Origin of the sequence: Brevibacillus sp. FSL L8-0520, from assembly GCF_037963895.1 — a bacterium.
GTDB lineage: Bacteria > Bacillota > Bacilli > Brevibacillales > Brevibacillaceae > Brevibacillus > Brevibacillus borstelensis.
In genome coordinates, this window is record NZ_CP150171.1 from 4,909,884 (window position 1) to 4,934,482 (window position 24,599).

Here is a 24,599-nt window from a genome sequence, read left to right on the forward strand (position 1 = left end):
AACGAGAGAATAAGAGAGATGGAAGAGTTTGCTGAAAATGAAAAAGACTTCCCCGCTTGCAGGGTGAAGTGCACCCCTTAGAATGGACATTGGATTAAACCCCTGGTAAATCCGATGAAATTTAAGGGGTGCATTTTTTATGGTGAAAAAGGGGCAAACGTTTAGAAGTTATTCTCACGAATTAAAGGTGGAAGCCATACGACTGCATATCGAAGAAGGATGGACATACCGTCGAATCATGGAGCATCTGGGGATTCCGGACCGCCACCGGCTTAAAGTATGGATGAAAAAATATAAACAGTTAGGCGAATTTGGGTTGATGGATCAACGAGGTAGACGTGAAGAATATGTTGATCAAGATCGATATGTTAAAAAGCTAAAACGAGAGAACTCGATGCTAAAAAAGTGTTTGAAAATCTGGATGCGGGAGGTGCAGCCCATAAGTATGAGGCGATCAAGCAAGTAGCTGGTGAGTATACGACTAGTGAACTTTGCAAGCTGTTTGGAGTCTCAAGAAGTGGATACTATGCATACTTGAAACGGCAACAAGCGGACCGGGACAAGCCCGTGAAAGACCTCATCAAAGTAGTTTATAAGAAGTATGATGGTAAATATGGGTATCGACAAACCCAGCTGTTTCTCTTACGAGATCACGGGGTATGGGTCAACCATAAGAAGGTACTACGTCTGATGCAAGAAATGAAGCTCCGTTCTCGAATACGCCGCAAATATCGAGGTCACTATGCTTCAACCGAAGGTGGACGAGTCGCTGAGAATGTGATGCAGCGGAATTTCAAAGCGGATGCACCTAATCGAAAATGGGTAACCGATGTCACACAGTATCGTGTCGCGGATACGTGGCTCTACCTGTCTGCTATTAAGGATTTGTTTAATAATGAGATTGTGGCTTACCACATTGGAGTTCGCAACGACAATCAGTTGGTCCTACGGACCTTTGAGAAAGCCTTTAAAAAGACGAAAGACGTGACTGGACTGATCGTTCACAGCGATCAGGGATTCCAGTACACGTCCTACGCTTACCACGACATGTTGCCGAAGGTTGGCGCCCAAATCAGCATGTCTCGGAGAGGCAACTGTTATGATAATGCCTCGATGGAGAGCTTCTTCTCGCATCTCAAAACGGAAGGGCTCTACCCTTATGATATCCGAAGTGTGGATGAGGCACAAAGGCGAATTGAGGAATATATTCAATTCTACAACCAAAGTCGACCACAACGAAAATTAAAAAGGCTGACGCCTGTTGAATTCAGACGTCAGCTGTCGGTCTAACGGTCGGGTTTTTTCTTACTGTCCACTAAATGGGGTCTTGACCAGGGAAGTCTCGGTATGTGTTTACGCAAAATTGGGAGAAAACTGGACTTTGATCGGTTCGGTTTTTACCTGTTCAACCGCTTCTGTCTCGACTTCTTTCGCTGGCGAAACACGCTCTACAAGAGCGCCCAGGCCGCGAAGCTTTTCCGTGAACTGGACATAGCCCCGGTCGATATGGTGAAGGCTGCTCACTTCTGTTTCGCCCTCGGCCACCAGGCCCGCCAATACGAGCGCAGCTCCTGCTCGCAAATCCGTCGCCGCCACTTTGCTTCCGGTCAGCTTGGCGCCGCCTTCCACGATCGCGCTGCGTCCCTCAATCTTGATATTGGCATTCATCCGGCGGAATTCTTCCACGTGCATAAAGCGATTTTCAAAAACGGTCTCGGTAACGATGCTGGTGCCTTCCGATGCCAATAGCAGCGCCATCATTTGCGACTGCATGTCCGTCGGGAAGCCGGGATACGGCAAGGTCTTGACGTCGACAGCCTTGAGACGGCCATTGCTTCTCACGCGAATGCCGTTCTCCTGCTCGTCCACTTCCACGCCCATTTCTCTCAGCTTGGCAGTAACGGACTTCAAATGATCACAGATTGCACCTTCGACAAAAACGTCCCCGCCTGTAATCGCGGCAGCTACCATGAAGGTACCCGCTTCGATCCGGTCCGGAATCACGCAGTGCGTGCAGCCTTTCAATCTCTCCACGCCTTCGATCCGAATGGAACCGGTACCCGCTCCGCGAACCTTGGCTCCCATCCCGTTGAGGAAGTTGGCCAAATCCACGATTTCCGGTTCTTCGGCTGCGTTTTCAATAACGGTGGTTCCCTCAGCCAAAGCAGCAGCCATCATAATGTTTTCGGTAGCGCCTACGCTGGCGATATCCAGGTAGATTTTCGCTCCCTGCAAACGTCCCTCGACACTGGCTTCGATAAACCCTTGTCCGATCTCAATCTTGGCTCCCATCGCTTCAAAGCCTTTGAGATGCTGATCGATCGGGCGGGTACCAATGGCGCACCCTCCCGGAAGTGCTACACGCGCCTTGCCTTCTCTGGCCAGGAGCGGTCCCATTACCAAAAAGGACGCTCGCATTTTACGAACCAGTTCGTAAGATGCTTCCACACTCGTCACACGAGAGGCGTTGATGGTCAGCACTTCTTTATCGTATGTAAGGGTGATACCCAATGTTTTCAGGAGATCGCATATGATCCTGACGTCTTCCAGAGCGGGTACGTCGTGAATGACGTTGGTTCCCTCTTCGGCCAGGATAGCTGCTGCAATAATAGGGAGTACGGCATTTTTGGCGCCGGAAACTTTCACATTCCCCGCCAAAGCCTTCCCACCGCGGACAATAATTTTATCCAATGTGTACCCCTCCGCGTGCTAATATTCCGCTGTGATAATCGGTGTACCTGCTGTAATCCACGTACCGTTCAAACTGTCCCGGTGAGTGGCGACCTGCAGATTCATCCGAGCTTGTCCGTTTAGTGATAAGAACGAATTCCACTCAGAAGTGTAACCAGATATGCTGACAACCGTCTCATCTTGTAAACGTTCCAATTCTTTTGCATGGAGGGCGTCAAATATCGACAAAATTTTCCCCTCCTGTTGATCAACACTCAGTTTAACATTGTACAATCCGCGAATACAAGTGCTAAATTGCGGAATGAAGCCGGCTTGCTTCAGGGCTTGTTCGTGCTTGTTCTGTATCAAATCAACATATGGTAGAGAATCGCGATTTCCTTTTATGGACAGTACTAGATATGTGTCGATACCATCTTTGTGAGGTACCCCGGTAACCTGATAATCGAGCTGAACCCCGTACAGATTGGCCGGGACCTGATAGGTAAACAGATGGGATGATTGCGTCCATTTTGCTTCGGATAGCGGCATGTCAAGCCGATCCGCCCATTTCGCAGCCAAATCCTTCATTTCTTCGGTGCCGGACAGTTTCCCCAAGGAAATGCGCGTACGCACCTCCACGCTTGCCACCCTGGCTCCCGAGCCTTCCAATACGTCGAACAATCGGGCAGATGCCCGCGTTTCCTGCTGCTCCTGATGTAGCTGCCTTTCGTTCTGCGCTTCTGCCGGCATCCACCACGCCGTACCCAGTGCAGCCAATCCTATCAAAACAAGCCAAACGTTCCGTTTCCCCATTTTTATCCCTCTCCCTTTTTACGCGCTTCTCTTTGTACTTCTCAGTTTGCACGTAAAACTGGTGGGATATACCAATCAATTCCTGTCGAATCCTGCGGTCAGGAAAAGATTTGCCCGAAGATCAAGGACCAGCCGAGATATTCCATGAGAAAGCTCGCCATCTGGTATCCGAGAAAGATGGACATGATGATTTGCAAGAGCTTTGCTTGCGGCCCTTGCGGATTTTTCAGAAAGAGGTCAAATCGAAAAGCCTGCAGGGCCCACCAGCTGACGCCGATCAGGGCGACTGAGACGATAATGCTTACAAAACCGTACATACCTTGCGACACGTTTGTTTCCTCCTTGCCTTTCCGTTCATCGATTTTTCACTGGGATCAAACCAAAGACCGCTTTATACGTGGCTGTAGCGAGAAGAAGCACGGTGCCGTTCCTAACCGAAACTGAGTAAGTCGGAACTGAGTAAGCCGGAACCGAGTAGCCGTACCGAGTAACCGGAATAGAGTAGCCGGAACCGAGTAGCCGTACCGAGTAGCCGTACCGAGTAGCCGTACCGAGTAGCCGGAACCGAGCAAACCAGAACCGACCGCACCACTTGCCTCTGCTCGCCACGGCAACTGATATGTAAAAAGGGGGCGGCTCGCAAGCCGTCCCCTCTATTGTACCTGATCCCTGACCGCAATTCATTGAAAGTTCGGTGGCAGCATGTCGCCAAAATTAAACCCGTGATCGAGGTGCGTTTGGACAAAATCAGTCACAAGCCCCGGGAATGCGCCGAACACCACTGTGGCCAGCGCCAAAATCAGGACCAGCGCCCCAATCGTTTTCGGTACGGACAAAGGAGCCTCTGTCGCTCCCGGGCGCATGTACATCTGCCGAATGATGCCAAAGTAGTAGTAATACGACACGACACTGGTCGCGATCATAATCGCTGCAAGAACATAGCTCTGCTGCGCGATCGCCCCCATAAAGATGTAGAACTTCCCGAAGAATCCGGCGGATACCGGAATGCCGGCAAGCGACAGCAGGAAGATGCTCATCGACACTGCCATCAGCGGCGAGCGGTGATAAAGTCCTGCAAAGCCCTTCAGATCATCGGTTTGTTGATCGCGAGCAACCACCATGATGACCGCAAAGGCACCAAAGCTGGCCAGCAGGTAGGCGAACAGGAAGAATGTCACTTCGCCGAAAAACAGGATGGTCGGCGGCGCAAACGCCACCAGCATATAGCCCGCCTGCGCAATTCCGGAGTAGGCCATCATCCGTTTTACATTGGTCTGACGCAGAGCCATCGTGTTCCCGATAATCATCGAAGCCCCCGCTATGATCGCCAGGTAAAGCGCTCCCTGATCGAAAAAGAAACGCGTATCGGTCTGGATGTTGAAGAAGCCGATCAGCAGCAAGCGGAAGACGAGAGCAAAGCCGGCAGCTTTGGAGACGACCGCCAGGAAGGCCGTGACCGGAGTCGCCGCCCCTTGGTACACGTCCGGTGCCCACATGTGGTTGGGTGCAGCAGAGATTTTGAAGGCAAGCCCTACAGCCAAAAAGGCGAATCCCGCATACACCATAAACTCATAGCCGGACATCGCCGCTTCGGACAGCCGTACGGAAATTTCATAAATGTTTGTCGTTCCGGTTAGTCCGTATACATAGGACATCCCGAAGAGCGTCACCGCCGTGGAGATCGATCCCGAGACGATGTATTTAAACGCCGATTCATTGGACTGCAAGGAATGCTTGCGCAAGCCCACCAGAACGTACGAGGACATGGACAACAGCTCCAAACCGACGAACATGGTGATCAGATCGGCAGAAGAAGCCATCACCATTGCGCCCAGAAGACCGGTCAGCAGCAAGTAGTAATACTCGCCGCCATGCCTGATTTCGTCCTGCTTCATATAAGAGAGAGAAAGCAGCACGGTAAAGGCGACTCCTCCGAGGAACAGCAGCTTGAACGCATTTCCGTAATCATCGATGCGAATCGTATCCGCCATGTATGCGTACGGTTCATCCAGTTTCCCTATGTTTACAAAGACGAAAACGGCAGCCAGCACCACTCCCGCCAGCGTCAGCCACCCGATGACGGATTTGCCCAAACGCTTTCCGGCAAACAGATCGAGCAGCGACAGGGCGGTCGCGAATCCTAGAATGATGAATTCGGGCAGAAGGTAGCTCCAGTCATACGAGAAAATATCTTTTACGTCCATGGATTACCCTCCTATTCCCGTAACGATTGGGACGATCGTTTTCAACGTTTGCTGCAGAGGATTTGCCAAAACGGCCGGATAGACGCCGATCAGGATAATAAATCCGAGCAGGACGACCAGCGGCACAACCTCCATAGGCTGGGCATCTGCCACACCTGCAAACCGCCCCGGAGTCGGTCCAAACGTCGTTTTCAAAACAGCCCTCAGCAGATAGACGGCTGTGAGTACGATGCCAAGCGTACCGATAGCCGCCAGGATCGGCATTTGCCCAAACAAGCCGAGGAAGGCGAAAAATTCGCTAATAAAGCCGGACATCCCCGGCAGTCCCAGAGAAGCCATCGCTCCCGCCAGCATGATTCCGCTGGCGAACGGCATGGATTTCGCAAGTCCGCCCAGCTCGTCGATCATCGAGGTCTTGGTTCTCTCCCAAATCATGCCGATCAGGAAGAACAGCAGCGCGGAAATAAAGCCGTGCGAGATCACCTGGAACATCGCCCCCTGGAAGCCGATCGTATTCATCGCGGCAAATCCAAGCAGGACAATTCCCATGTGGCTGATACTGGAGTATGCCATCACCATCTTCAGATCCTTTTGGACAAAGGCCAGCACGGCACCGTATAGAATGTTGATTATTCCGAGCACAGCCATCCACGTCGCGAACTGGTAGGCTTGTTCAGGGAAAAAGCCGATACCCATGCGCAAAAGTCCGTACGCACCCATTTTCAGCAAGATGCCGGAGTGGATCATGACGATCGCCGGCGGAGCCTGCACGTGGACCTTCAGCATCCAGGTATGGAACGGAAAGACCGGCAGCTTGATCGCAAAGGCGATAAAGATCGCCAAAAACAGGCCGAAGCGGAACTCCGGCGACATGGCCGCTGATGCCGGATTGCCTGATGAGGCGAGAATCTCGGCGATTTTATCCATGTTCATCGTGTTCAGATACATAAACAGCACGATAAAGGCGATCAGCATGACTGCCGAACCGATACCGTTGTACAGCAAAAACTTGTTCGCAGCCTTTTCCCTCTCTCCGTAGCCCCAGATGCCGATCAGGAAGTACGTCGGTACCAGTGTCAGCTCGAAGAAGATGAAGAACAAAAACAGGTTTTGCGAAGCAAACACGCCAAACATTCCGATCAGCAGGAGATGGAACAGGATGAAGTACTCCTTCAGCCGCTTCTTTTGATTCCATGAGGCTACAGCGGCCAGAGTCGCTATGATCGCGGTGAGCACGATCAAAGGCATCGAAATTCCGTCCACGCCCAGCTCGTAGCCAAGGTCAAACGAGAAGATCGCGCCCGACTGCTGCAGTCCGACCGGAATCGAGATCCATTTCGCCGTCTCGGTGAATTGCAAGCCTGAAGATTCGTAGTTGAATGACGCAAACAGCATGAGTGACAAGGCCAGCGGCAAAAGTGTGCCCAGCACGCCAATTTTCTTGATCACGCCTCCTTGATGCCGGGGAACGAACGCCAGTATCAAGACAGCCAAAAGCGGTGAGAAGACGATCAATGTAAGCAGTATACTATTGGCCAATCCCAAGGACTCCACCTCCCTGCGCCGTCAAAGTGATGGCGACAATCAACAACAGCAAGCCAAACAGCACCATGGCCCCGTACGATTGCACCTGACCGTTTTGAGCACGTCCATGCAGTGCGCCGATGCCTCGGGCAATTTTCGCTATCAAAGAAACCAGGCCATCAACGATATACTTGTCGAACAGATTGAGCAGGTAGCCGAGCCAGCCGAGCGGAACAACCACTACATAATGATAGAACTCGTCTACGAAATACTTGCGATAGGACAGTTGGTACAGCCACGGCATCGCTTCCGGAATGGCATCGGAAGGAATAGCCCGCTTTCCGTACATCAGCCAGGCAAGCAGGATTCCCAGGATCGACACCCCGAGCGCCGCGATTTGCAGCCAGGCTGCCGCGTGGCCTTCTCCTGCGCCAAACACGTCCTCAATGATCGTGCCTACTTCTCCGCTCAAGAGCCAGTCGCCAAAGACCGGCGCATACGGCGTATTGATGAAGCCCGCAACAATGGCCAGAAGTGCCAGAATCAACAGCGGTCCGGTCATGACTCCCGGCGACTCATGCGCTTCATGCTTGCCCCGCGCCTCTCCGGCAAACGTCAGGAAGAACAGACGGAACATGTAGAACGCCGTAAAGAACGCAGCCAGTATCGCGATAAACAACAGATCGTAGCGATGCGCTTCGTAAACCGCGCCGAGTATCGCTTCTTTTGACCAGAATCCGGCAAACGGGAAAATTCCCGCAATCGCCAGACAACCAATCAAGAAGGTCAAGGCCGTGATCGGCATTTTCTTCCACAAGCCGCCCATTTCAAAGACATTCTGGGTATGTACGGCATGGATCACGCTGCCTGCCCCCAAAAAGAGCAGCGCTTTGAAAAAGGCATGTGTCATCAGATGGAATGTACCTGCCACGTAACCGGCTGCCCCGGCTACCCCCAGCGCCAGCATCATGTAGCCGAGCTGACTCACAGTGGAATAGGCAAGCACGCGCTTGATATCTTTTTGTGTCAAGCCGATGGATGCCGCAAAAATGGCGGTGAATCCACCGATATAGGCAACGACGTTCAACGCCGCATCCGAAGCGATAAACAGCGGGTACGTCGCTGCTACCAGATATACCCCGGCCGCTACCATTGTCGCCGCGTGGATCAACGCAGACACAGGTGTCGGACCTTCCATCGCGTCCGGAAGCCACGTGTGCAGCGGAAACTGACCCGATTTCCCGATCGCGCCGACAAAAATCAGGATAGCCGCCAACGTGATCATCCACGGCTCCAGTTTTCCGAGCGCAATGCTGTCAAAGATTTGTGACAGTTCAAAGCTGCCGGTCCACCAGAACAGCAGACAGATCCCGATGAAAAGACCCAAATCGCCGATGCGTGTGACGATGAATGCTTTTTTCGCCGCAGCTTTCGCTTCCGGCTTGAAATAGTAGTAACCGACAAGCAGGAACGAACATACTCCAACCAATTCCCAAAAAATGTATATTTGCAGAAGGTTGGGAGCAATCACCAGACCGAGCATGGAGAATGTAAAGAGCGCCAGGTACTGGTAGAACACAGGAAAACGCTCATCCCCGTGCATATAGCCTTTGGAGTAGATTTGTACGAGCAAGCTGACCAGGGTGACAATCAACAGCATCAACGCATTCAGCTGGTTGATTTCAAACCCCATGGTAATGACAATATCCCCAACCTTCAGCCAATCGATCGAGAACTTGTAGTCAGTCGCTCCCTCCTGAAATCTCTGCCAGAAGGTCAGTACCGCCAATCCGAATGAAACGGCAGTAAAGAGAATTCCGACAGCAGCTGCTCCTTCTTTCAACTGACGGCCAAACGAGACGATCACGATGAAAGCAAGAAGCGGAAACAGAGGAATCAACCAAGCGTATTGCATAAGGGTATCCATCTTTGTCCTCCTTTTCGAATCCCTGTCCTAGCGTTTCATCGAATCCATCTCATCGACATTGACCGTTTCCTTGTTGCGGTACAAAGCAATCAAGATTGCCAGCGCTACCGCTACCTCAGCCGCGGCCACCGTCATGGTGAACAAGCTGAAGATATGTCCCGTAATCGCCGGATACAGCCCGTATTTGGAAAAGGCAACCAGGTTGATATTGACCGCATTGAGCATCAATTCAATCGAAATCAGGACGACGACGGCATTCCGTTTGGTCAATGCACCGTACAAGCCTACGCAGAAAAGGATCAAGGCCACTAACAAATAGGAGGTAATGCTTACGCTCATTCCTTGTTCCCCTCCTTCTTCGCCATGATGATTGCGCCTACCAAAGCCACTAACAGAAGTACGGAAATCAGCTCGAACGGGATCACGTACCTTTTAAATACGTCCAAACCGATCTGCTTTACGTTGCTGACATCTGAAGCAGCCGTTTCCGGTGGTGCCGGCCATACGGAGCTCTGGATGCCCCAGAACATCAATCCGAACAATGCCGCCACAAAAATGAGGCTCAGCCAGTTTTTCCACGTGTTTCCCGTGCCCTCATCAGATGCGTCGTGCTTGGTCAGCATGATCCCGAACAGCATGAGAATCGAGATCGCCCCGGAGTACACGAGAACCTGTGCCACCCCGACGAACTCCGCCCCCAGCAGGACGTACAATCCGGCGATGCTGATAAACGTAATCCCGAGCGAGATGACCATGTGCACGACGCGCGTAAAGCTGATCATGAACACGGCTCCGCCAATCGTCAGGAGGGACAGGACAAAAAAGGCAATAAACTCGCCAGTCATCGCTAGTTCTCCTCCCTGACGTTGGTGTTGTTGTCGTCGAGCCAGGTCAGGTTCTTGTACAATTCATCCCGGCTGTACGTCGCCAACTCGAAATTGTTCGTCATCACGATCGCCTCTGTCGGACAAACCTCTGTACACAGGTCGCACAAGATGCATATTTCAAAGTTGATATCGTAGGTGTCGATAATTTTTCCCTTTTTCTCCGGATCAGGATGGGGCTTGCCCGTCAATTGAATGCACTCTGTCGGGCAAATGCGCGCACACTGGTTGCAAACGATGCACTTCTCCGGCGAAAAATGCTGGATGCCGCGAAAGCGGGGCGGCATGGGAAAGGGCACATCCGGATAAAAGTGAGTCACCTTTTTCGCGGTCATTCTCTTAAATGTATACCCTAGGCCTTTGGCCAGTCCTAGCATGTGTGTCACCCCTCTTGGTCAAAATAGCAGTTATACCTGGCTTTTTTAGATCATGCCGCTTTGGTAGGAGATCACTACGGCGGTGATGAGAATATTCAACAGCGCCACCGGCAGGAGCACCTTCCAGGCAAACGACATCAGCTGGTCGACGCGGGGACGCGGCATCGTCGCACGCAGCCAGAACTGCAGGAAGACGTAGAGCAACAGCTTGACGGCAAACCAGACGATACCCGGAATAAAGCTGAGCGCCGGATGAATCGGCAGCCAGCCGCCGAAGAACAAGATCGTGACCATCGCACCCATACCGAACATATAGACGTACTCAGCCAGCATGAACATGGCGAAACGGAAACCGGAATACTCTACGTGGTAGCCCCCGACCAGCTCGGATTCGGCCTCCGGCAGGTCGAAAGGCGTACGGTTCAGCTCAGCCTGGGCCGCTACGAGGAATACGGCGAAGCCGAGAAACTGCGGAATGAAGTTCCACATATCCTGCTGGGCCAGAACGATCTCCCGCAGGTTCATGCTGCCCGTCATCAGGACAACCCCGACCACCGACATAACCAGCGGCACTTCATAGCTGATCATTTGCGCCGCGGAACGAAGTCCCCCGATCAAGGAATACTTGTTGTTGGAAGCCCAGCCCGCCGTAATCACGCCTAAAACGGTAATGCCCGACAGCGCGATGTAGTACAGGATCCCGATGCCGAGATCGGCAAACTGCAGGGTCTCTGTAAACGGCAAAACCGCCAGGACGGCAAAGGCAGGCGCGTACGCCAGTATCGGAGCAAGCGCATAAAGAGCCTTGTCAGCATGCTTGGGCCGCGTATCTTCCTTGATCAGCAGCTTCGCAACGTCTGCCACCGTCTGCAAGAGTCCCAAGGGCCCTACACGGTTCGGGCCGATCCTCGCCTGCATCCACCCGATTACTTTCCGTTCAAAATAGATCGCATATGTTACAAATCCCAACAAAATCACAAGCAACACTACAGCAGCGAGGAAAAACCAAAGTGCATTTCCCAGTGAAGGCGTCTGTTGCAACAGGTCTCGCATCAACAATCTACCTCCCCAAGCACGATGTCGATGCTGCCAAGGATTGCCACCATGTCGGAAATATTCTCTCCCTCAAGCAATTTCGGCAAAATTTGCAGATTGGTAAAGGAAGGGCGGCGGAATTTCAAGCGCCACGGCTTATCCTTTCCTTGGCTGGCAATGTAGCAGCCGATCTCGCCCCTTGGCGATTCGATCCGCACATACGTTTCCCCTGCAGGCGGACGAATGACGCGAGGGACTTTGCCCATTACTTCGCCTTCGCTTGGGAATTGGTCGAGTGCCTGCTCAAGAATACGCAAAGACTGCTCGATTTCGGCAAGCCTCAGATGGTAACGGCTCATGCAATCCCCATCGGTCGAGACCGGTACGTCGAAATCAAACCGGTCGTAAATGCAGTACGGCTCATCCTTGCGCAAATCCCATTTGATTCCGGTCGAGCGGAGCATAACGCCGGAAAGCGAATAGTCAAGGGCTGTCTTTTGATCAAATTTGCCGATGCCCTTCAGGCGGTTAATAAAAATTTCGTTGCCTGTAACGAGTGCATGGTAATTGTTCAGTTCCTTCTTCATGTAGGCGACGAATTCCCGCACCTTGTCGATCCACCCTGGAGGAGCGTCCCATTTTACGCCGCCGATGCGCATGTAGTTAAAGGTCATCCGGGCGCCGCACAGCTCGTTGAACAGGTCAAGGATGGTTTCCCGATCCCGAAATGCATACAAGAACGGCGACATGGCACCAAGGTCGAGAAGATAAGTACCCCACCAGACCATGTGGCTTGCCACACGATTCAGCTCCATTGCGATCAGGCGCAAATACTGGGCTCTCTCCGGTATTTCCAGTCCCATCATCGTCTCCACAGCATGACAAATGACATAGTTGTTGGTCATGGCTGCGAGATAGTCCATTCGGTCTGTATAAGGAATAATTTGCGTATACGTAAGGTTTTCGGCCAGCTTCTCCGTACCCCTGTGCAGGTAACCCATCACCGGAATCGCTTCCTTGATGGTTTCCCCATCGATCTTGACTACCAGACGAAATACTCCGTGCGTACTCGGGTGCTGCGGGCCAATGTTGAGAAGCATCTCCTCTGTCCGAATACCGGTATCAGAAGAGATGGTTGAATTCGTAGTAAGAATGCCTTGGTTGTTCATCTTCTACACCTCCTCGTCGTACTGCACGTAGTCCTTTCGAAGCGGATAACCGACCCAGTCATCCGGGAGCAAAATTCGACGCAAATCGGTATGTCCCGGGAAATGAATTCCCAAAAGGTCATAAGTTTCCCGTTCGTTCCAATCGGCGCCCTTCCATATGTCCACTACAGAAGCAACGGTTGGCTGCTCCCGATCGGTTTTTACCTTTACGGCAACGCTTTGTCTATTTTTGTAGGAATAAAAGTGATAGTACACTTCCATCCTGTCTTCGTAGTCCACACCGTGTAGATTGGACAGGTACTCAAAGCCCAATTCTTCGTCATCCCTCAGAAATTGAGCCACCTCGTGCCAGCGCTGGTTCTTGACGACCAGTGTCGGCACTTCTTTTGCCAATTCATTAATATAGGAGGATTCCAGTACCTCTGCACCAAACCTTTCGGAAATACGGGCCACGTATTTATCCAGAAAAGGCTGATTTTTCGACGGCTCTTTGGGAGCCACGGGGGCTGTCTCTGTATCTGCATCACCAGCTTTGGCAGCCTTGGCTTTCGCTGCCGCCGCAGCCGCTGCTTTTGCCTTGGCTGCTGCTGCTGCCTTCGCTTTGGCATCGTCTCCGCCAGCTTCGGCGGACTCACCACTCTGGCCAGCAGCTTCTCGCGCCGCTTTCGCTTTGGCTGCTGCTGCGGCTGCTGCCGCGGCCTTTGCCTTGGCTGCCGCTGCTGCTTTTGCCTTCGCATCCGCATCATCACCGCCGGCTCCGCTCTCAGCAGAACCTTCACGAGCCGCCTTTGCCTTCGCCGCTGCTGCTGCCGCTGCCGCCGCTTTGGCTGCTGCTTTTTCCTCCGGTGTCATTTCAGACACGGGCTTGCTCGGCGCTGCGGACTGGTCGAACGCTTTCGACTCGACCGCGGCTTGAGTGGGGTTATCTGGCTTAGCTCCAGCTTGGGAATCTCCAATCGGCTCCGCTCCAGCTTGGGCAGGTTCGGCTCCAGCTTGCTCGGCTGCCTGCTGTTCTTCTTTTGCTTTCCGCAAAGCTTCCGCCTTGGCTCTGGCTTCTGCTGCAGCCTTTGCTTTTTCTTCCGGCGTCGGTTTGCGTTTTTCTTCTGTCATTGATTCGTCACCTGCTTTCCAGTCTTAGCTTCGTAACGAATTTTTTCTTGAAGTTTGTTTATTCCGTAAATAAGAGCGGCGGGATTAGGTGGGCATCCAGGGATGTAGACATCTACGGGAACGATCTGATCAACACCTTTTACTACACTGTACGACTTGACGTAAGGTCCGCCGGCTGTAGCACAAGAACCCATCGCGATTACCCACTTCGGTTCTGGCATTTGATCGTAAAGTCTGCGGAGTAGGGGGGCCATTTTTTTCGTGACTGTTCCGGCAACGATCATGACATCGGATTGCCTGGGAGAGGCACGGAAAATGACGCCAAAACGGTCGAGGTCATAACGTGCGCCGCCTGTACCCATCATTTCAATGGCGCAACAGGCAAGACCAAACGTAAGCGGCCAAAGCGAATTGCTTCGTACCCACCCCTTTATCGTTTCCAGCGTCGTAAACATGACGTTGCGATTCAACTCTTCTTGCAATTCAGGCGCAATGCTCGTCAGATCTAGTTCCATTCCAGCACCTTCTTTCTCCATGCGTAAATCAGTCCAACCACCAGCAAGCAGATAAAGATCACCATCTCTACCAGGGCAAACAGTCCCAATTCCTTGTAGGCTACAGCCCATGGATAGAGAAAGAGTGTTTCCACATCAAAAATGACGAAGAGCAAGGCAAAGATATAATACTTGACGTTAAACCGTACCCAGCTGTCTCCGACTGGAATGTTACCGCTTTCATAGGTTGTCTGTTTTTCCGCTGTCGGCTTTTTCGGGCGCAGCATGGGTCCGATGATGCTGACTGTCGCCACAGGCAGCAACACCCCGAGGAACAAGAAAATCGCCACAATGACATAATTGTTGGTATAGATTTCACCCACTGACGTTCCCTCCGCTCTGTGAACATTAGAAAAAAATACCTTTATCATTATAGCAAATCGCCTACATGGTGTCTAACGAACTCATTCCATATGTACCAATAAAAGGAAAAACTTAGAGAATTTCTCCCTAAGTTTTCCATTCTGTGCATATTTTATTTTATTGAACGTTCGGAGAAAACTGCTGGCCGAGGAAGTCTTCATAGACGCGCTCCCAGACGATTGAGAACGTCATCGGCTCATCTTCCGGGATTTCCAGCATGTTCTCGATCGCCTCTTCCATGTAAGGAGTCAGCTTGATCAATACTTCTGCCAGCATCGAATCGTTGGTATTCAGCATTTCTTTCAGTTCCGCCTTGGTAAAGGTAAAGGACTCATCGTCACGCTCATGGAGCGTCATCACCAGACGGGCAAAGAACGGATGCACCAATGCTTCAAATCTTACATATCTCAATGCATACTGTTCTGCTTCAGTCAATTCGAATGTGTCCAGAGCGTCCGGGAATGGGTTGATCGGAATATCCCACACATCTCCTTTATCGATGAGCAGTCCCCATCTTTCAAAGAGAGCAATCGCTTCCTCGCGAGATTTCGGATACTCGTAGCCGGAGCGGACGATTACTTTTTTATGTCTTTCCAGCAGGCTCTTGTAGTTTTCAAAATCCTCTTTGGAGTTGAACATGTCTTCGGTCGGTTCGGCAAACAAGCCTTCCAAACCTTCAAAGCCATCTACGATCTCACGCATCTCTGCTTTGCTTTCTCCTTTGGTGACTGCATAGCACAGCGCTTGGAACAGCACATTCATTTCATGCGGAAGCACGTTGCTCCAGCCATGGCCCGCATACGCGCCAGGAATAGCAACGCCTTCGCTGCTGCTATCACGAACGTCTCTAACTGTTTGCATATGTTACACTCTCCTTTATCCCGATAGCCAATTCGCAATCCCAGTACCTAGTATCCCGCCGTCTTTGCTGCCGAGGCCGGGCATTAGGTTTATTATACACGGAATCAATAGGCGATTACCAACTCGAAAAAAAAATTGGGGGAAACTACCCCTGTTCCCTGAAAATGCTGGGGCCGCTCACTGTCCGTTCGATATACAACAAAGCCCCCGTCGCCAGAAGCGCGGGGACTTTTGTCATCTACTTATTTGTAACCTGAAGACGAGTGATTGCGCGTTGCAGTGCACGCTCAGCCCGACGCAAATCCAGGTCCGGATGTTTTTCGTTCAAACGCTGCTCGGCACGCTCTTTTGCTGCCTTGGCGCGGCTTGGATCGATATCCTCCGGTCTTTCTGCTGTCTCGGCCAAAATCGTCACCTTGTCGCCGCGTACTTCCATGAAGCCGCCGCTGACAGCCATTACGAGCTCCTTGTCGCCTTCGGTCTTGATCCGAACAGGTGCGATTTTCAGTGGAGTCACCATGGGCATGTGATTCGGCAAAATACCGAGATCCCCTTGTACGCCACGGGCAATGACCATGCTGGCTTCACCGCTGAACAAAACCCGTTCAGGAGTTACGACTTCTACTGTCATCTTACTCACTTACTGGTCTCCCCTTTCCAGGGTGTTACGCCATGGTCTTTGCACGTTCTACAACGTCTTCGATCGTACCAGCGTACAGGAATGCACCCTCAGGCAGGTGGTCGTGCTTGCCTTCGAGGATTTCCTTGAAGCTGCGAACGGTTTCCTTCAGCGGCACGTATTGGCCCGGGTTACCGGTAAACTGTTCGGCAACGTGGAACGATTGAGACAGGAAACGTTGGATGCGGCGAGCGCGTGCTACGATTTGCTTGTCTTCATCGCTCAGCTCGTCCATACCCAGGATCGCGATAATGTCTTGCAGTTCTTTGTAGCGTTGCAGGATTTTTTGAACGCCACGAGCCACATCGTAGTGCTCTTGACCAACGATGTCAGGAGACAGAGCGCGGGATGTGGAAGCGAGCGGGTCAACCGCAGGGAAGATACCCAGCTCGGCGATGGAACGCTCCAGGTTCGTCGTAGCGTCCAAGTGAGCAAACGTCGTAGCCGGTGCCGGGTCAGTGTAGTCGTCCGCCGGTACGTAGATCGCTTGAATGGATGTAACGGAACCTTTTTTCGTAGAGGTAATGCGCTCTTGCAGCTGACCCATCTCGGTAGCCAGGGTCGGCTGGTAACCTACCGCAGACGGCATACGTCCGAGCAAAGCGGATACCTCGGAACCTGCTTGGGTAAAGCGGAAGATGTTGTCGATGAACAGAAGCACGTCGCGGCCTTCTTCATCACGGAAGTATTCCGCCATGGTCAGACCTGTCAACGCTACGCGCAGACGCGCGCCAGGCGGTTCGTTCATTTGTCCGAATACCATCGCGGTTTTCGGCAGAACGCCAGCGTCTTTCATCTCATGGTACAAGTCGTTACCTTCACGGGTACGCTCGCCAACGCCGGCGAATACGGAGATACCGCCGTGCTCTTGCGCGATGTTGTTGATCAGCTCTTGGATCGTAACGGTTTTACCTACACCGGCACCACCGAAGAGACCGATCTTACCACCCTTGATGTAAGGAGCGAGAAGGTCAATAACCTTGATACCTGTTTCCAGAATTTCAACTTCAGTCGCTTGCTCCACGAACTCGGGAGCTTTGCGGTGAATCGGGTCGCGGCGCTCTACTTGACCCAGTTCTTTCAAGTCGATCGGCTCGCCGAGTACGTTAAATACGCGGCCCAGAGTAACCTCACCGACCGGAACGGAGATAGGCGCTCCTGTGTCTACAGCTTCCATGCCGCGCACCAGACCATCTGTAGTGGACATCGCAACGGCACGAACCAGGTTGTCACCCAGGTGTGTAGCAACCTCGACAGTCAAATCGATGTCGCGCTCACCGGCGCTTTGTGCTTTATGTTGAATTTTGATCGCATTGTAAATGGCAGGCAAATGTCCGCGGTCGAACTCGATGTCAACGACCGGACCCATTACCTGAACCACGCGTCCTTTCGCCATCTTACTTCTTCCCTCCTGTGAAACTGAATTGGGAGTCAACTTTCGTCTTTACGCCTGTGCGTTGGCACCGGAGACGATCTCGGAGATCTCCTGCGTAATCGCTGCCTGACGGGCACGGTTGTAGATCAACGTGTAACGTCCAATCATGTCCGTCGCGTTATCTGTCGCATTGCCCATCGCTGTCATGCGGGAGCCTTCTTCGGAAGCCTTCGCCTCGAGCATGGCGCTGTAAACAAGCGTTTCAGCATATTTCGGTAACAGATCAGCCAGGACTTCTTCTGCATTCGGTTCGTACTCGTAATTCGTCGTACGCCCGTTGCTGCTCTCGGGAGCCTCAAGCGGCAAAACACGCTTGATCGTAGGCACCTGAGAGATCGCGCTCTGGAACTTGTTGTAGCACAAGTAGAGCTCGTCGATCTGCTCGTCCGCGAACAGCTGCACGGCTGCACTGGCGATCTTCTTGATATCAGCAAAGGCAGGGTTTTCTATGCCGGTTGCCTCGTCAATGACGGGGTAATTGCGCTTCGTGAAAAAATCACGGCCTTTACGTCCGATTACGAAAATGCCGTATTCGTCCTTGGACTTGTGCTTCTCGTTAATGGTCTGGATCACGGTACGGATCATGTTACCATTGTAACCGCCTGCGAGACCGCGGTCAGAGGTGATGACAATATAGCCGGTCTTTTTCACAGGGCGGGATTGCAGCATCGGATGCTTGGAACCGGTGGTGCCACCTGCGATGCTCGCAATCACTTCCTGAATCTTGTCGGCGTACGGACGGGCCGCTTCCGCCTTCTCCTGGTTGCGGCGAAGCTTTGCAGCCGCCACCATCTTCATCGCCTTTGTGATCTGACGGGTATTTTTCACGCTTTTAATACGGCGTCGAATCTCACGTATTCCTTTAGCCAATCGTTTTCACCACCTTGGGGACACATGCCGAACTTTTCGGCCCGGCATGCATCAGTTGTCTATTGGATTAACGTTTAGCGAGTTACCGAAAAGCCTTTTTTGAACTCTTCGATCGCTGCGTTGAATTCTTTTTCATCCGGAAGCTCTTTCGTCGTACGGATGTGCTCCAACAGCTCAGGCTTGTTGGACTCAAGATACGACATCAGTTCCTTCTCGAAGCGGCCTACAGCCTCTACCGGAATATCATCGAGGTAGCCTTTGGTTGCGGTGTAGATGATCGCAACCTGCTTCTCAACCGGAATCGGCTCGAATTGGCCTTGCTTCATTACTTCCATCAAACGCTCACCGCGAATCAGACGGGCTTGCGTCGCTTTGTCAAGGTCGGAACCGAACTGGGCAAACGCAGCCAGCTCGCGGTATTGAGCCAGCTCAAGCTTGAGCGGACCGGCAACCTTTTTCATCGCCTTGATTTGCGCCGAACCACCTACGCGGGATACGGACAGACCGGTGTTTACCGCTGGGCGTTGGCCGGCGTTGAACAAGTCTGTTTCAAGGAAGATCTGACCGTCAGTGATGGAAATCACGTTGGTCGGAATATATGCGGAAATGTCGCCCGCTTGGGTTTCGATAAACGGCAGGGCAGTCAGTGAACCTGCGCCCAGTTCATCGGACAATTTCGCTGCGCGCTCCAGCAGACGGGAGTGCAGGTAGAATACGTCACCAGGATACGCTTCGCGGCCTGGAGGACGACGGAGCAGGAGGGACATTTCGCGGTATGCGGCAGCCTGTTTGGACAGGTCATCGTATACGCACAGAACGTGTCCGCCTTTGTACATGAAGTACTCACCCAGCGTAACCCCAGCATAAGGAGCCAGGAACAGCATCGGAGCCGGATCGGACGCAGTCGCGGAAACAACGATTGTGTAGTCCAGAGCGCCGTGCTTGCGCAGGGTTTCTACGATGTTTGCAACGGTCGATTGCTTCTGACCGATTGCCACGTAGATACAAATCATGCCATTGCCTTTTTGGTTGATGATCGTGTCGAGCGCCACAGATGTTTTACCTGTTTGGCGGTCACCGATGATCAGCTCGCGCTGTCCGCGGCCGATTGGAATCATCGCGTCAATCGCTTTGATACCGGTTTGCAGCGGTTCATGAACAGATTTACGCGCCATAACGCCCGGAGCCGGACTTTCGATCGGGCGGAATTCGGTCGTATGGATTGGGCCGAGGCCGTCAATCGGCTGACCGAGCGGGTTCACTACGCGGCCCACCATTGCTTCACCTACAGGCACCTCCATGATGCGGCCTGTACGTTTTACTGTATCGCCTTCTTTAATGTCACGGAACGGACCAAGAATAACGACACCCACGTTATCTTCTTCCAAGTTGAGTACCATACCCATTACGCCGTTTTGGAACTCGAGGAGCTCCCCGGCCATTGCTTTTTCCAAACCGTGAACGCGTGCGATACCGTCACCAACCTGGATGACCGTTCCTACGTCCACAACTTCAATTTCAGATGTAAAATTAGCGATCCGCTCTTTAATGAGGGAGCTAATCTCTTCTGGTCTGATTGCACTCACTTAACATTCACCCCATTCGTCCAACATCTTAATAGAGGGTGTTTAAAGCTCATATGAATGCCTGGCCTTTCGGAAGTTGACCAGGATTCCCGCTTTAAACGGCATTTATGCTTGATGCGCGAAAAGTTCCAACTTCGTCTTAATGCTTCCGTCATACAAACGGTCGCCGATCTTGATCACAATTCCACCGAGGATGGACGGATCCACAACGGTTTGCACGCGCAGCTTCTTGTTCAGTCTTTGACCGAACTTCTCGGCCAGCTCCGCTTGCTCTTCGGCGCTCAATGGCTTGGCGCTGGTGACGATGGCGTCGGCAATGCCGCGCGCTTCGTTTGCCAGCTTCACGAAAGCCTGCTGGATCTGTGCCAGCTGCGCTTCCCGTCCGCTTTCAATCAGGACGGTCAGGAAATTGTGAGTCTCTTCGCTGATGTGACTTTTGAACAGGTCATCCACCAGCGTTTTCTTCGCTCCCGCCGCGATATGCGGGTGTAGCAGGATTTTGCTCAAATCGGCGTTTTGCTCAACCGCTTGCACGACTGCGCCAAGGTCAGCTTCCACCTGATCGATTTTCCCACGCTCGCTGGCCACTTCAAAAAGGGCGCGGGCGTAGCGCTTTCCTACTGCGCTGCTCATAGGCGATCTCCCACTTGAGCGAGGAATTTGTCAACGGTTGCTTTTTGCGCTGCTTCGTCCAGTTCTTTTTCAATGATCTTGGAAGCCAAGAGAACGGACAGACCTGTCATTTGATCGCGCAGCTCCGCTTTCGCTTTTTCTACTTCGCGAGCCAGTTCCTTGCTGGCATCAGCCTTCATGCGCTCAGTTGCAGCTTGCGCATCGGCAACCAGCTTCGCGCTTTCGTCCGCAGCTTGTTTCGTAGCGCGGTCGATAATTGCTTTTGCTTCTACACGAGCCTCGTCGAGGACGCGGCGTTGTTCGGCGAGAAGAGCTTCCGCTTCTTGGCGGCTCTTTTCAGCCGAGGAAATTTGGGATTCGATATGCTGACGGCGCTTTTCCATGATTCCTACGATAGGGCCCATGGCCAGTTTTCGAACAACCAGCAGCAACACCAAGAATACGATTACTTGGGTAAGCAAGTCTCCAAGGTTAAGGGAGACGGCACCAAAGTCGAGCATTTGTTTCACTCCTTCCTTACAAACAGGAGAATGTATATCTACGGATTAAAGCCGCTTCTTTCCTAGATAACCCGGCTGCGCCAGCTAAAAAGGCGGACGGAGCCACAAGCCACCAGAGCAAAAATAAGTTCTGATGACTAAAATAGAGGCGAAGGTCAAGCCCCCGCCCATCAAACCTATGCTTTTTACAGACGACCGAAGAGGATGAAACCGATCGCAACTGCGATAATCGGAACCGCCTCGACGAGACCGAGACCCAGGAACATGAGACCCATCAGGTTGCCGCGCGCTTCAGGCTGGCGAGCTACGCCGTCAATTGTACGGGAAATAACGAGAGAGTTACCAATTGCTGCACCAAGAGCAGCCAGACCAAATATGATACCGATTGCAAGAGCCAAACCTACCATTGTAAAAAAACCTCCTTAGTGTGTGTAAAAGATAGAAATCTACAGTGAATTAATGTTGGTCATTCACTTGTTGTGAAATGTATACCATCGCCAACGTGGTGAAGATAAAGGCTTGGACAGAGCCGACAAAGACGGAGTAGCCCAGCCACAGGAACAACGGAATGCTTCCGAAGATTCCTACGCTCAACAGGAAGGCGATCAAAACCTCACCGGCAAAGATGTTACCGAATAGACGCAGAGGAAGCGTCAACGGCTTAATAATGAACTCTTCCAGAATGTGAATCGGGTTCAGGAATGTATGCTTGAGCCATCCGCCGAAACTCTTCTTCATCCCCAGGTAGTGCGCGTAGAGCAGCACCACAAACGCCAGCGCAAAGGTTACGCTCGGGGTAGCAGTCGGCGATTTCCACCAACCGATGACTACGCCGTGGCTGTGAGGATCGGTAGCGTTCAACTCTTCATTCAGCTTTTCCAGCTTCTGCTTCTTGGCTTCATCGTCGCTCGCCAGCGTCAGCGCATCGACTACCGTCTGGCTCATTTGTTGACCCGTATTCGGATCGTTGTGATGAGACGTATTCACGTTAAACACAAGGCCCAGCTGGTTGCTGATAAAGATGTAGAGGAACAGGGTCAAGGCTAGCGTAACAAAATGCGCTGCCTTTTTCGGCTCGATATAGCTTTTGGTGATGCCTGTGACGAAATCGACAATCCACTCCATCACGTTTTGCCCGCCTCTTGGAGCAGCGGTGGTCAGGTTGCGGGTCAGACCCACACACAGAAGCAGAACCACCAGGGAGCTTACCAAAATCGCAATGATGGTCGAGACATCAAAAACCATGCCCAACCACTCAAATCGCAGAGAATAATGCATGTATTTCACCCCTTTCTTCCGCGCGAGTCTATTACCAAGTCATGTACAGAGTAAAAAAATGCTGCAAAATCTATTTTAAGGAGCGGTAAACGAAAAAGAAGCCTAACACTTGAAAGAGGAAAAGGCCGATCAGCACGCCCGACAAAACAAACAGATGGGGGAAGCGGATCGTCAGAAATACGGCGAATCCAGCCAAGAGGAGGCGTTGCAGCATGCCTGTTCCTTTTGGACGGACGCTCGGGTCGACAGCCATCTGGCCGATGCGCCAAGTCTTGCTTACGAGCACGGTGCCGCCCAGTAGGCTGCACCCCATTCCAAGCAGGAGGCTCTGCAAAAACAGCCGATATGGAGGCAAAACGGCCCAGAGTATAGCAACCAGGGCCACACAGAAAAAAGCATAGCGAAAGGTTGCTCGCATAGCCGAAGTAAACGTTTGCATGTTCTATCTCCCTACAAATACCCGCGAACTATGCGGTAGACGCTATACACGCCAATTCCCAATCCGAGAAGGAGCCCAACCATCAAGAACCAAGGTTTGGTAGACAGAAGACTGTCAACGTATCTGCCCAGATAGACGCCGCCAATGACACAAACGGCCATGTCCGCACCTATCAGGCTCACTAGCGTGACGGCTCGCCACGGATTATCGATTTTCGGCACATAACCGTCCCCTTTCATACACAAGGAGAGGGCAGGTTGTCAAGTGCCCCTATGCCCTCATTCATATTAACGAAGATTTATTCCATTTGTCAACGTGCGATAGGTTCTGTACACAAAGCGTTCACATTTGAAAATGACGCGGTTTTTTTGCAAAAACAGCCCTTTCTCTCCGGCCGTCAAAACTGGAAAAACTATCTCTTCTACTGATTGATTTTTTCAACAACCGTGGCTACTCCTTGGCCGCCGCCGATGCACAGAGTCGCTAACCCATATTTTGCCCCTGAACGCTTGTTCAATTCATGTACAAGCGTCACCAGTATTCGGGCTCCGCTCGCGCCGATTGGATGGCCGAGAGCGATCGCTCCGCCGTTCACATTCAGCTTCTCACGCGGAATCCCGAGTTCTTTTCCGACTGCCAGCGATTGCACGGCAAACGCCTCATTGGCTTCGATCAAGTCCATTTGCGCAAGCGTCAGACCCGCTTTTTCCAGTACGCGGCGCGTCGCCGGAACCGGTCCGATGCCCATGATGCTCGGGTCGACACCTGCACTAGCATTGGCGACAATCCTGGCCAGCGGTATTACACCGAGCTCGCGTGCCTTTTCTCCCGACATGATCAAGAGAGCAGCCGCTCCGTCGTTGATGCCGGAAGCATTCCCTGCTGTAACCGTACCGTCCTTTTTAAACGCGGGGCGGAGCTTTCCGAGTGCTTCCGCTGTTACACCAGCCCGCGGGAATTCGTCGACGCTGAACATGATCGGTTCGCCTTTTTTCTGCGGAATCGGCACGGGAACAATTTCATCTTGAAAACGTCCTTCGCTTAGCGCACGCTGCGCTTTTTCCTGGCTCCAGGCGGCAAACTCGTCCTGTTCTTCTCTCGTCAGCCCATACTGCGTGCACAGATTTTCCGCTGTAATCCCCATGTGATAGTCATTGAACGCACACCAGAGACCGTCGCGGATCATGCTGTCGACCACCTTTTGATCGCCCATCCGGTAGCCGCCCCGCGCCCCTTCCAGCAGATATGGCGCCTGACTCATATTTTCCATGCCCCCGGCAAGCACGACCTCGGCATCCCCGGAGAGAATCGATTGCACCGCCAAGTGGACCGCTTTCAGCCCGGATCCGCACACCTTGTTGATTGTCATGGAAGGTACCTGCTGAGGCAGCCCAGCCCGGATCGCCGCCTGTCGGGCAGGATTTTGCCCAAGACCGGCCTGAAGCACATTGCCAAGTATCACTTCATCGACAGCTTCTTTGGCGACGCCAGCGCGTTCGAGTGCCGCTTCCAGCACAACGGCTCCCAACTGTGTAGCGCTTACCCCTGCCAGCGCTCCCTGAAAATTGCCGATAGCCGTCCGAACGGCGCTTGCAATTACGATTTCTCTTTGACTCACGAAAAATCACTCCTCGCAAAACTGGATGAAAGCATCTTCATACCATTCCATTTCTGATCGAAATATTCCT

General features: G+C 52.3%; 28 protein-coding genes. 2 read left to right on the forward strand and 26 right to left on the reverse strand.

Annotation, left to right across the window (positions count from 1 at the left end; genetic code table 11):
• Nucleotides 1–139 precede the first annotated feature (139 nt).
• Together NSQ24_RS24005 and NSQ24_RS24010 are read left to right on the forward strand one after the other, a co-directional pair.
• The gene (locus NSQ24_RS24005; RefSeq protein WP_024985204.1) at nucleotides 140–466 is read left to right on the forward strand and encodes a helix-turn-helix domain-containing protein; all 327 of its coding nucleotides are present in this window, start codon (nucleotides 140–142) and stop codon (nucleotides 464–466) included.
• Entirely contained in the window at nucleotides 406–1,290 is an 885-nt protein-coding gene (locus tag NSQ24_RS24010) for an IS3 family transposase (RefSeq protein ID WP_155808033.1), read from the forward strand. The genes NSQ24_RS24005 and NSQ24_RS24010 overlap by 61 nt, the downstream gene beginning before the upstream one ends.
• Nucleotides 1,291–1,353: 63 nt before the next feature.
• Here NSQ24_RS24010 and murA read toward each other — a convergent pair whose 3' ends face one another.
• From murA to NSQ24_RS24140, 26 genes are all read right to left on the reverse strand, one after another.
• Nucleotides 1,354–2,691, reverse strand: a complete 1,338-nt coding sequence (gene murA / locus NSQ24_RS24015; protein WP_003388389.1) for a UDP-N-acetylglucosamine 1-carboxyvinyltransferase — start codon at nucleotides 2,689–2,691, stop codon at nucleotides 1,354–1,356.
• 18 nt (nucleotides 2,692–2,709) lie between these two features.
• Nucleotides 2,710–3,483 carry a YwmB family TATA-box binding protein gene (locus NSQ24_RS24020; protein ID WP_024983772.1) on the reverse strand — a complete coding sequence of 258 codons (774 nt, stop codon included), beginning with the start codon at nucleotides 3,481–3,483 and terminating at the stop codon, nucleotides 2,710–2,712.
• 98 nt (nucleotides 3,484–3,581) lie between these two features.
• Entirely contained in the window at nucleotides 3,582–3,812 is a 231-nt protein-coding gene (locus tag NSQ24_RS24025) for a DUF1146 family protein (protein WP_003388393.1), read from the reverse strand.
• 351 nt (nucleotides 3,813–4,163) lie between these two features.
• Nucleotides 4,164–5,687 (reverse strand): NADH-quinone oxidoreductase subunit NuoN, encoded by a 1,524-nt coding sequence (nuoN, locus tag NSQ24_RS24030; protein ID WP_039070268.1) that lies wholly within the window; start codon nucleotides 5,685–5,687, stop codon nucleotides 4,164–4,166.
• Nucleotides 5,688–5,690: 3 nt separating this feature from the next.
• Entirely contained in the window at nucleotides 5,691–7,226 is a 1,536-nt protein-coding gene (locus NSQ24_RS24035) for an NADH-quinone oxidoreductase subunit M (RefSeq protein WP_024983770.1), read from the reverse strand.
• On the reverse strand, nucleotides 7,216–9,138 hold the full coding sequence (gene nuoL / locus NSQ24_RS24040) for an NADH-quinone oxidoreductase subunit L (protein WP_003388397.1): 1,923 nt from the start codon (nucleotides 9,136–9,138) through the stop codon (nucleotides 7,216–7,218). Before nuoL ends, NSQ24_RS24035 begins: the two co-directional genes overlap by 11 nt.
• A gap of 27 nt (nucleotides 9,139–9,165) precedes the next feature.
• A complete protein-coding gene (gene nuoK, locus NSQ24_RS24045) occupies nucleotides 9,166–9,477 on the reverse strand; it encodes an NADH-quinone oxidoreductase subunit NuoK (protein WP_031932670.1) in 312 nt (103 codons plus the stop codon).
• Nucleotides 9,474–9,983, reverse strand: a complete 510-nt coding sequence (locus tag NSQ24_RS24050) for an NADH-quinone oxidoreductase subunit J (protein ID WP_003388399.1) — start codon at nucleotides 9,981–9,983, stop codon at nucleotides 9,474–9,476. The genes nuoK and NSQ24_RS24050 overlap by 4 nt, the downstream gene beginning before the upstream one ends.
• A 2-nt stretch (nucleotides 9,984–9,985) precedes the next feature.
• Nucleotides 9,986–10,399, reverse strand: coding sequence for an NADH-quinone oxidoreductase subunit NuoI (gene nuoI, locus NSQ24_RS24055; protein ID WP_003388400.1), 414 nt, complete (start codon nucleotides 10,397–10,399; stop codon nucleotides 9,986–9,988).
• Between the two features lie 45 nt (nucleotides 10,400–10,444).
• Nucleotides 10,445–11,455: an NADH-quinone oxidoreductase subunit NuoH gene (gene nuoH, locus NSQ24_RS24060; RefSeq protein WP_171506720.1), complete on the reverse strand. Its 1,011-nt coding sequence runs from the start codon at nucleotides 11,453–11,455 to the stop codon at nucleotides 10,445–10,447.
• Complete coding sequence (locus NSQ24_RS24065) at nucleotides 11,452–12,603, reverse strand: NADH-quinone oxidoreductase subunit D (protein WP_243014431.1); 1,152 nt, start codon at nucleotides 12,601–12,603, stop codon at nucleotides 11,452–11,454. The genes nuoH and NSQ24_RS24065 overlap by 4 nt, the downstream gene beginning before the upstream one ends.
• A 3-nt stretch (nucleotides 12,604–12,606) precedes the next feature.
• On the reverse strand, nucleotides 12,607–13,713 hold the full coding sequence (locus NSQ24_RS24070) for an NADH-quinone oxidoreductase subunit C (protein WP_122957951.1): 1,107 nt from the start codon (nucleotides 13,711–13,713) through the stop codon (nucleotides 12,607–12,609).
• On the reverse strand, nucleotides 13,710–14,228 hold the full coding sequence (locus NSQ24_RS24075) for an NADH-quinone oxidoreductase subunit B (protein WP_003388404.1): 519 nt from the start codon (nucleotides 14,226–14,228) through the stop codon (nucleotides 13,710–13,712). Before NSQ24_RS24075 ends, NSQ24_RS24070 begins: the two co-directional genes overlap by 4 nt.
• Nucleotides 14,219–14,590, reverse strand: coding sequence for an NADH-quinone oxidoreductase subunit A (locus NSQ24_RS24080; protein WP_003388405.1), 372 nt, complete (start codon nucleotides 14,588–14,590; stop codon nucleotides 14,219–14,221). Before NSQ24_RS24080 ends, NSQ24_RS24075 begins: the two co-directional genes overlap by 10 nt.
• A 157-nt stretch (nucleotides 14,591–14,747) precedes the next feature.
• On the reverse strand, nucleotides 14,748–15,491 hold the full coding sequence (locus tag NSQ24_RS24085) for a DUF6042 family protein (RefSeq protein WP_003388406.1): 744 nt from the start codon (nucleotides 15,489–15,491) through the stop codon (nucleotides 14,748–14,750).
• Between the two features lie 238 nt (nucleotides 15,492–15,729).
• A complete protein-coding gene (locus tag NSQ24_RS24090) occupies nucleotides 15,730–16,131 on the reverse strand; it encodes a F0F1 ATP synthase subunit epsilon (RefSeq protein ID WP_024983766.1) in 402 nt (133 codons plus the stop codon).
• Between the two features lie 25 nt (nucleotides 16,132–16,156).
• The gene (gene atpD / locus NSQ24_RS24095; RefSeq protein WP_003388408.1) at nucleotides 16,157–17,566 is read right to left on the reverse strand and encodes a F0F1 ATP synthase subunit beta; all 1,410 of its coding nucleotides are present in this window, start codon (nucleotides 17,564–17,566) and stop codon (nucleotides 16,157–16,159) included.
• 48 nt (nucleotides 17,567–17,614) lie between these two features.
• Nucleotides 17,615–18,475 carry an ATP synthase F1 subunit gamma gene (atpG, locus tag NSQ24_RS24100; protein WP_003388410.1) on the reverse strand — a complete coding sequence of 287 codons (861 nt, stop codon included), beginning with the start codon at nucleotides 18,473–18,475 and terminating at the stop codon, nucleotides 17,615–17,617.
• A gap of 74 nt (nucleotides 18,476–18,549) precedes the next feature.
• On the reverse strand, nucleotides 18,550–20,061 hold the full coding sequence (gene atpA, locus NSQ24_RS24105) for a F0F1 ATP synthase subunit alpha (RefSeq protein ID WP_003388411.1): 1,512 nt from the start codon (nucleotides 20,059–20,061) through the stop codon (nucleotides 18,550–18,552).
• Nucleotides 20,062–20,166: 105 nt separating this feature from the next.
• Entirely contained in the window at nucleotides 20,167–20,694 is a 528-nt protein-coding gene (locus tag NSQ24_RS24110) for a F0F1 ATP synthase subunit delta (RefSeq protein WP_003388412.1), read from the reverse strand.
• Nucleotides 20,691–21,194: a F0F1 ATP synthase subunit B gene (gene atpF, locus NSQ24_RS24115; RefSeq protein ID WP_003388413.1), complete on the reverse strand. Its 504-nt coding sequence runs from the start codon at nucleotides 21,192–21,194 to the stop codon at nucleotides 20,691–20,693. Before atpF ends, NSQ24_RS24110 begins: the two co-directional genes overlap by 4 nt.
• A gap of 185 nt (nucleotides 21,195–21,379) precedes the next feature.
• A complete protein-coding gene (gene atpE / locus NSQ24_RS24120; protein WP_339166777.1) occupies nucleotides 21,380–21,601 on the reverse strand; it encodes a F0F1 ATP synthase subunit C in 222 nt (73 codons plus the stop codon).
• Between the two features lie 49 nt (nucleotides 21,602–21,650).
• Entirely contained in the window at nucleotides 21,651–22,472 is an 822-nt protein-coding gene (gene atpB, locus NSQ24_RS24125; protein ID WP_003388415.1) for a F0F1 ATP synthase subunit A, read from the reverse strand.
• A 70-nt stretch (nucleotides 22,473–22,542) separates the two neighbouring features.
• Entirely contained in the window at nucleotides 22,543–22,911 is a 369-nt protein-coding gene (locus NSQ24_RS24130; RefSeq protein ID WP_003388416.1) for an ATP synthase subunit I, read from the reverse strand.
• Nucleotides 22,912–22,922: 11 nt separating this feature from the next.
• Entirely contained in the window at nucleotides 22,923–23,132 is a 210-nt protein-coding gene (locus NSQ24_RS24135) for an AtpZ/AtpI family protein (RefSeq protein ID WP_003388417.1), read from the reverse strand.
• A 200-nt stretch (nucleotides 23,133–23,332) separates the two neighbouring features.
• Complete coding sequence (locus NSQ24_RS24140) at nucleotides 23,333–24,529, reverse strand: acetyl-CoA C-acetyltransferase (protein WP_003388419.1); 1,197 nt, start codon at nucleotides 24,527–24,529, stop codon at nucleotides 23,333–23,335.
• Nucleotides 24,530–24,599 lie beyond the last annotated feature (70 nt).

Coding starts and splice junctions, on each gene's coding strand:
- nuoN (WP_039070268.1), bottom strand. CDS start 5,687: ATGGACGTAAAAGATATTTTCTCGTATGACTGGAGCTACCTTCTGCCC.
- nuoI (WP_003388400.1), bottom strand. CDS start 10,399: ATGCTAGGACTGGCCAAAGGCCTAGGGTATACATTTAAGAGAATGACC.
- atpF (WP_003388413.1), bottom strand. CDS start 21,194: ATGCTCGACTTTGGTGCCGTCTCCCTTAACCTTGGAGACTTGCTTACC.
- nuoK (WP_031932670.1), bottom strand. CDS start 9,477: ATGAGCGTAAGCATTACCTCCTATTTGTTAGTGGCCTTGATCCTTTTC.
- NSQ24_RS24065 (WP_243014431.1), bottom strand. CDS start 12,603: ATGAACAACCAAGGCATTCTTACTACGAATTCAACCATCTCTTCTGAT.
- NSQ24_RS24085 (WP_003388406.1), bottom strand. CDS start 15,491: ATGCAAACAGTTAGAGACGTTCGTGATAGCAGCAGCGAAGGCGTTGCT.
- NSQ24_RS24050 (WP_003388399.1), bottom strand. CDS start 9,983: ATGACTGGCGAGTTTATTGCCTTTTTTGTCCTGTCCCTCCTGACGATT.
- NSQ24_RS24110 (WP_003388412.1), bottom strand. CDS start 20,694: ATGAGCAGCGCAGTAGGAAAGCGCTACGCCCGCGCCCTTTTTGAAGTG.
- atpE (WP_339166777.1), bottom strand. CDS start 21,601: ATGGTAGGTTTGGCTCTTGCAATCGGTATCATATTTGGTCTGGCTGCT.
- NSQ24_RS24070 (WP_122957951.1), bottom strand. CDS start 13,713: ATGACAGAAGAAAAACGCAAACCGACGCCGGAAGAAAAAGCAAAGGCT.
- nuoL (WP_003388397.1), bottom strand. CDS start 9,138: ATGGATACCCTTATGCAATACGCTTGGTTGATTCCTCTGTTTCCGCTT.
- NSQ24_RS24020 (WP_024983772.1), bottom strand. CDS start 3,483: ATGGGGAAACGGAACGTTTGGCTTGTTTTGATAGGATTGGCTGCACTG.
- NSQ24_RS24130 (WP_003388416.1), bottom strand. CDS start 22,911: ATGCAAACGTTTACTTCGGCTATGCGAGCAACCTTTCGCTATGCTTTT.
- atpB (WP_003388415.1), bottom strand. CDS start 22,472: ATGCATTATTCTCTGCGATTTGAGTGGTTGGGCATGGTTTTTGATGTC.
- NSQ24_RS24075 (WP_003388404.1), bottom strand. CDS start 14,228: ATGGAACTAGATCTGACGAGCATTGCGCCTGAATTGCAAGAAGAGTTG.
- atpD (WP_003388408.1), bottom strand. CDS start 17,566: ATGGCGAAAGGACGCGTGGTTCAGGTAATGGGTCCGGTCGTTGACATC.
- NSQ24_RS24005 (WP_024985204.1), top strand. CDS start 140: ATGGTGAAAAAGGGGCAAACGTTTAGAAGTTATTCTCACGAATTAAAG.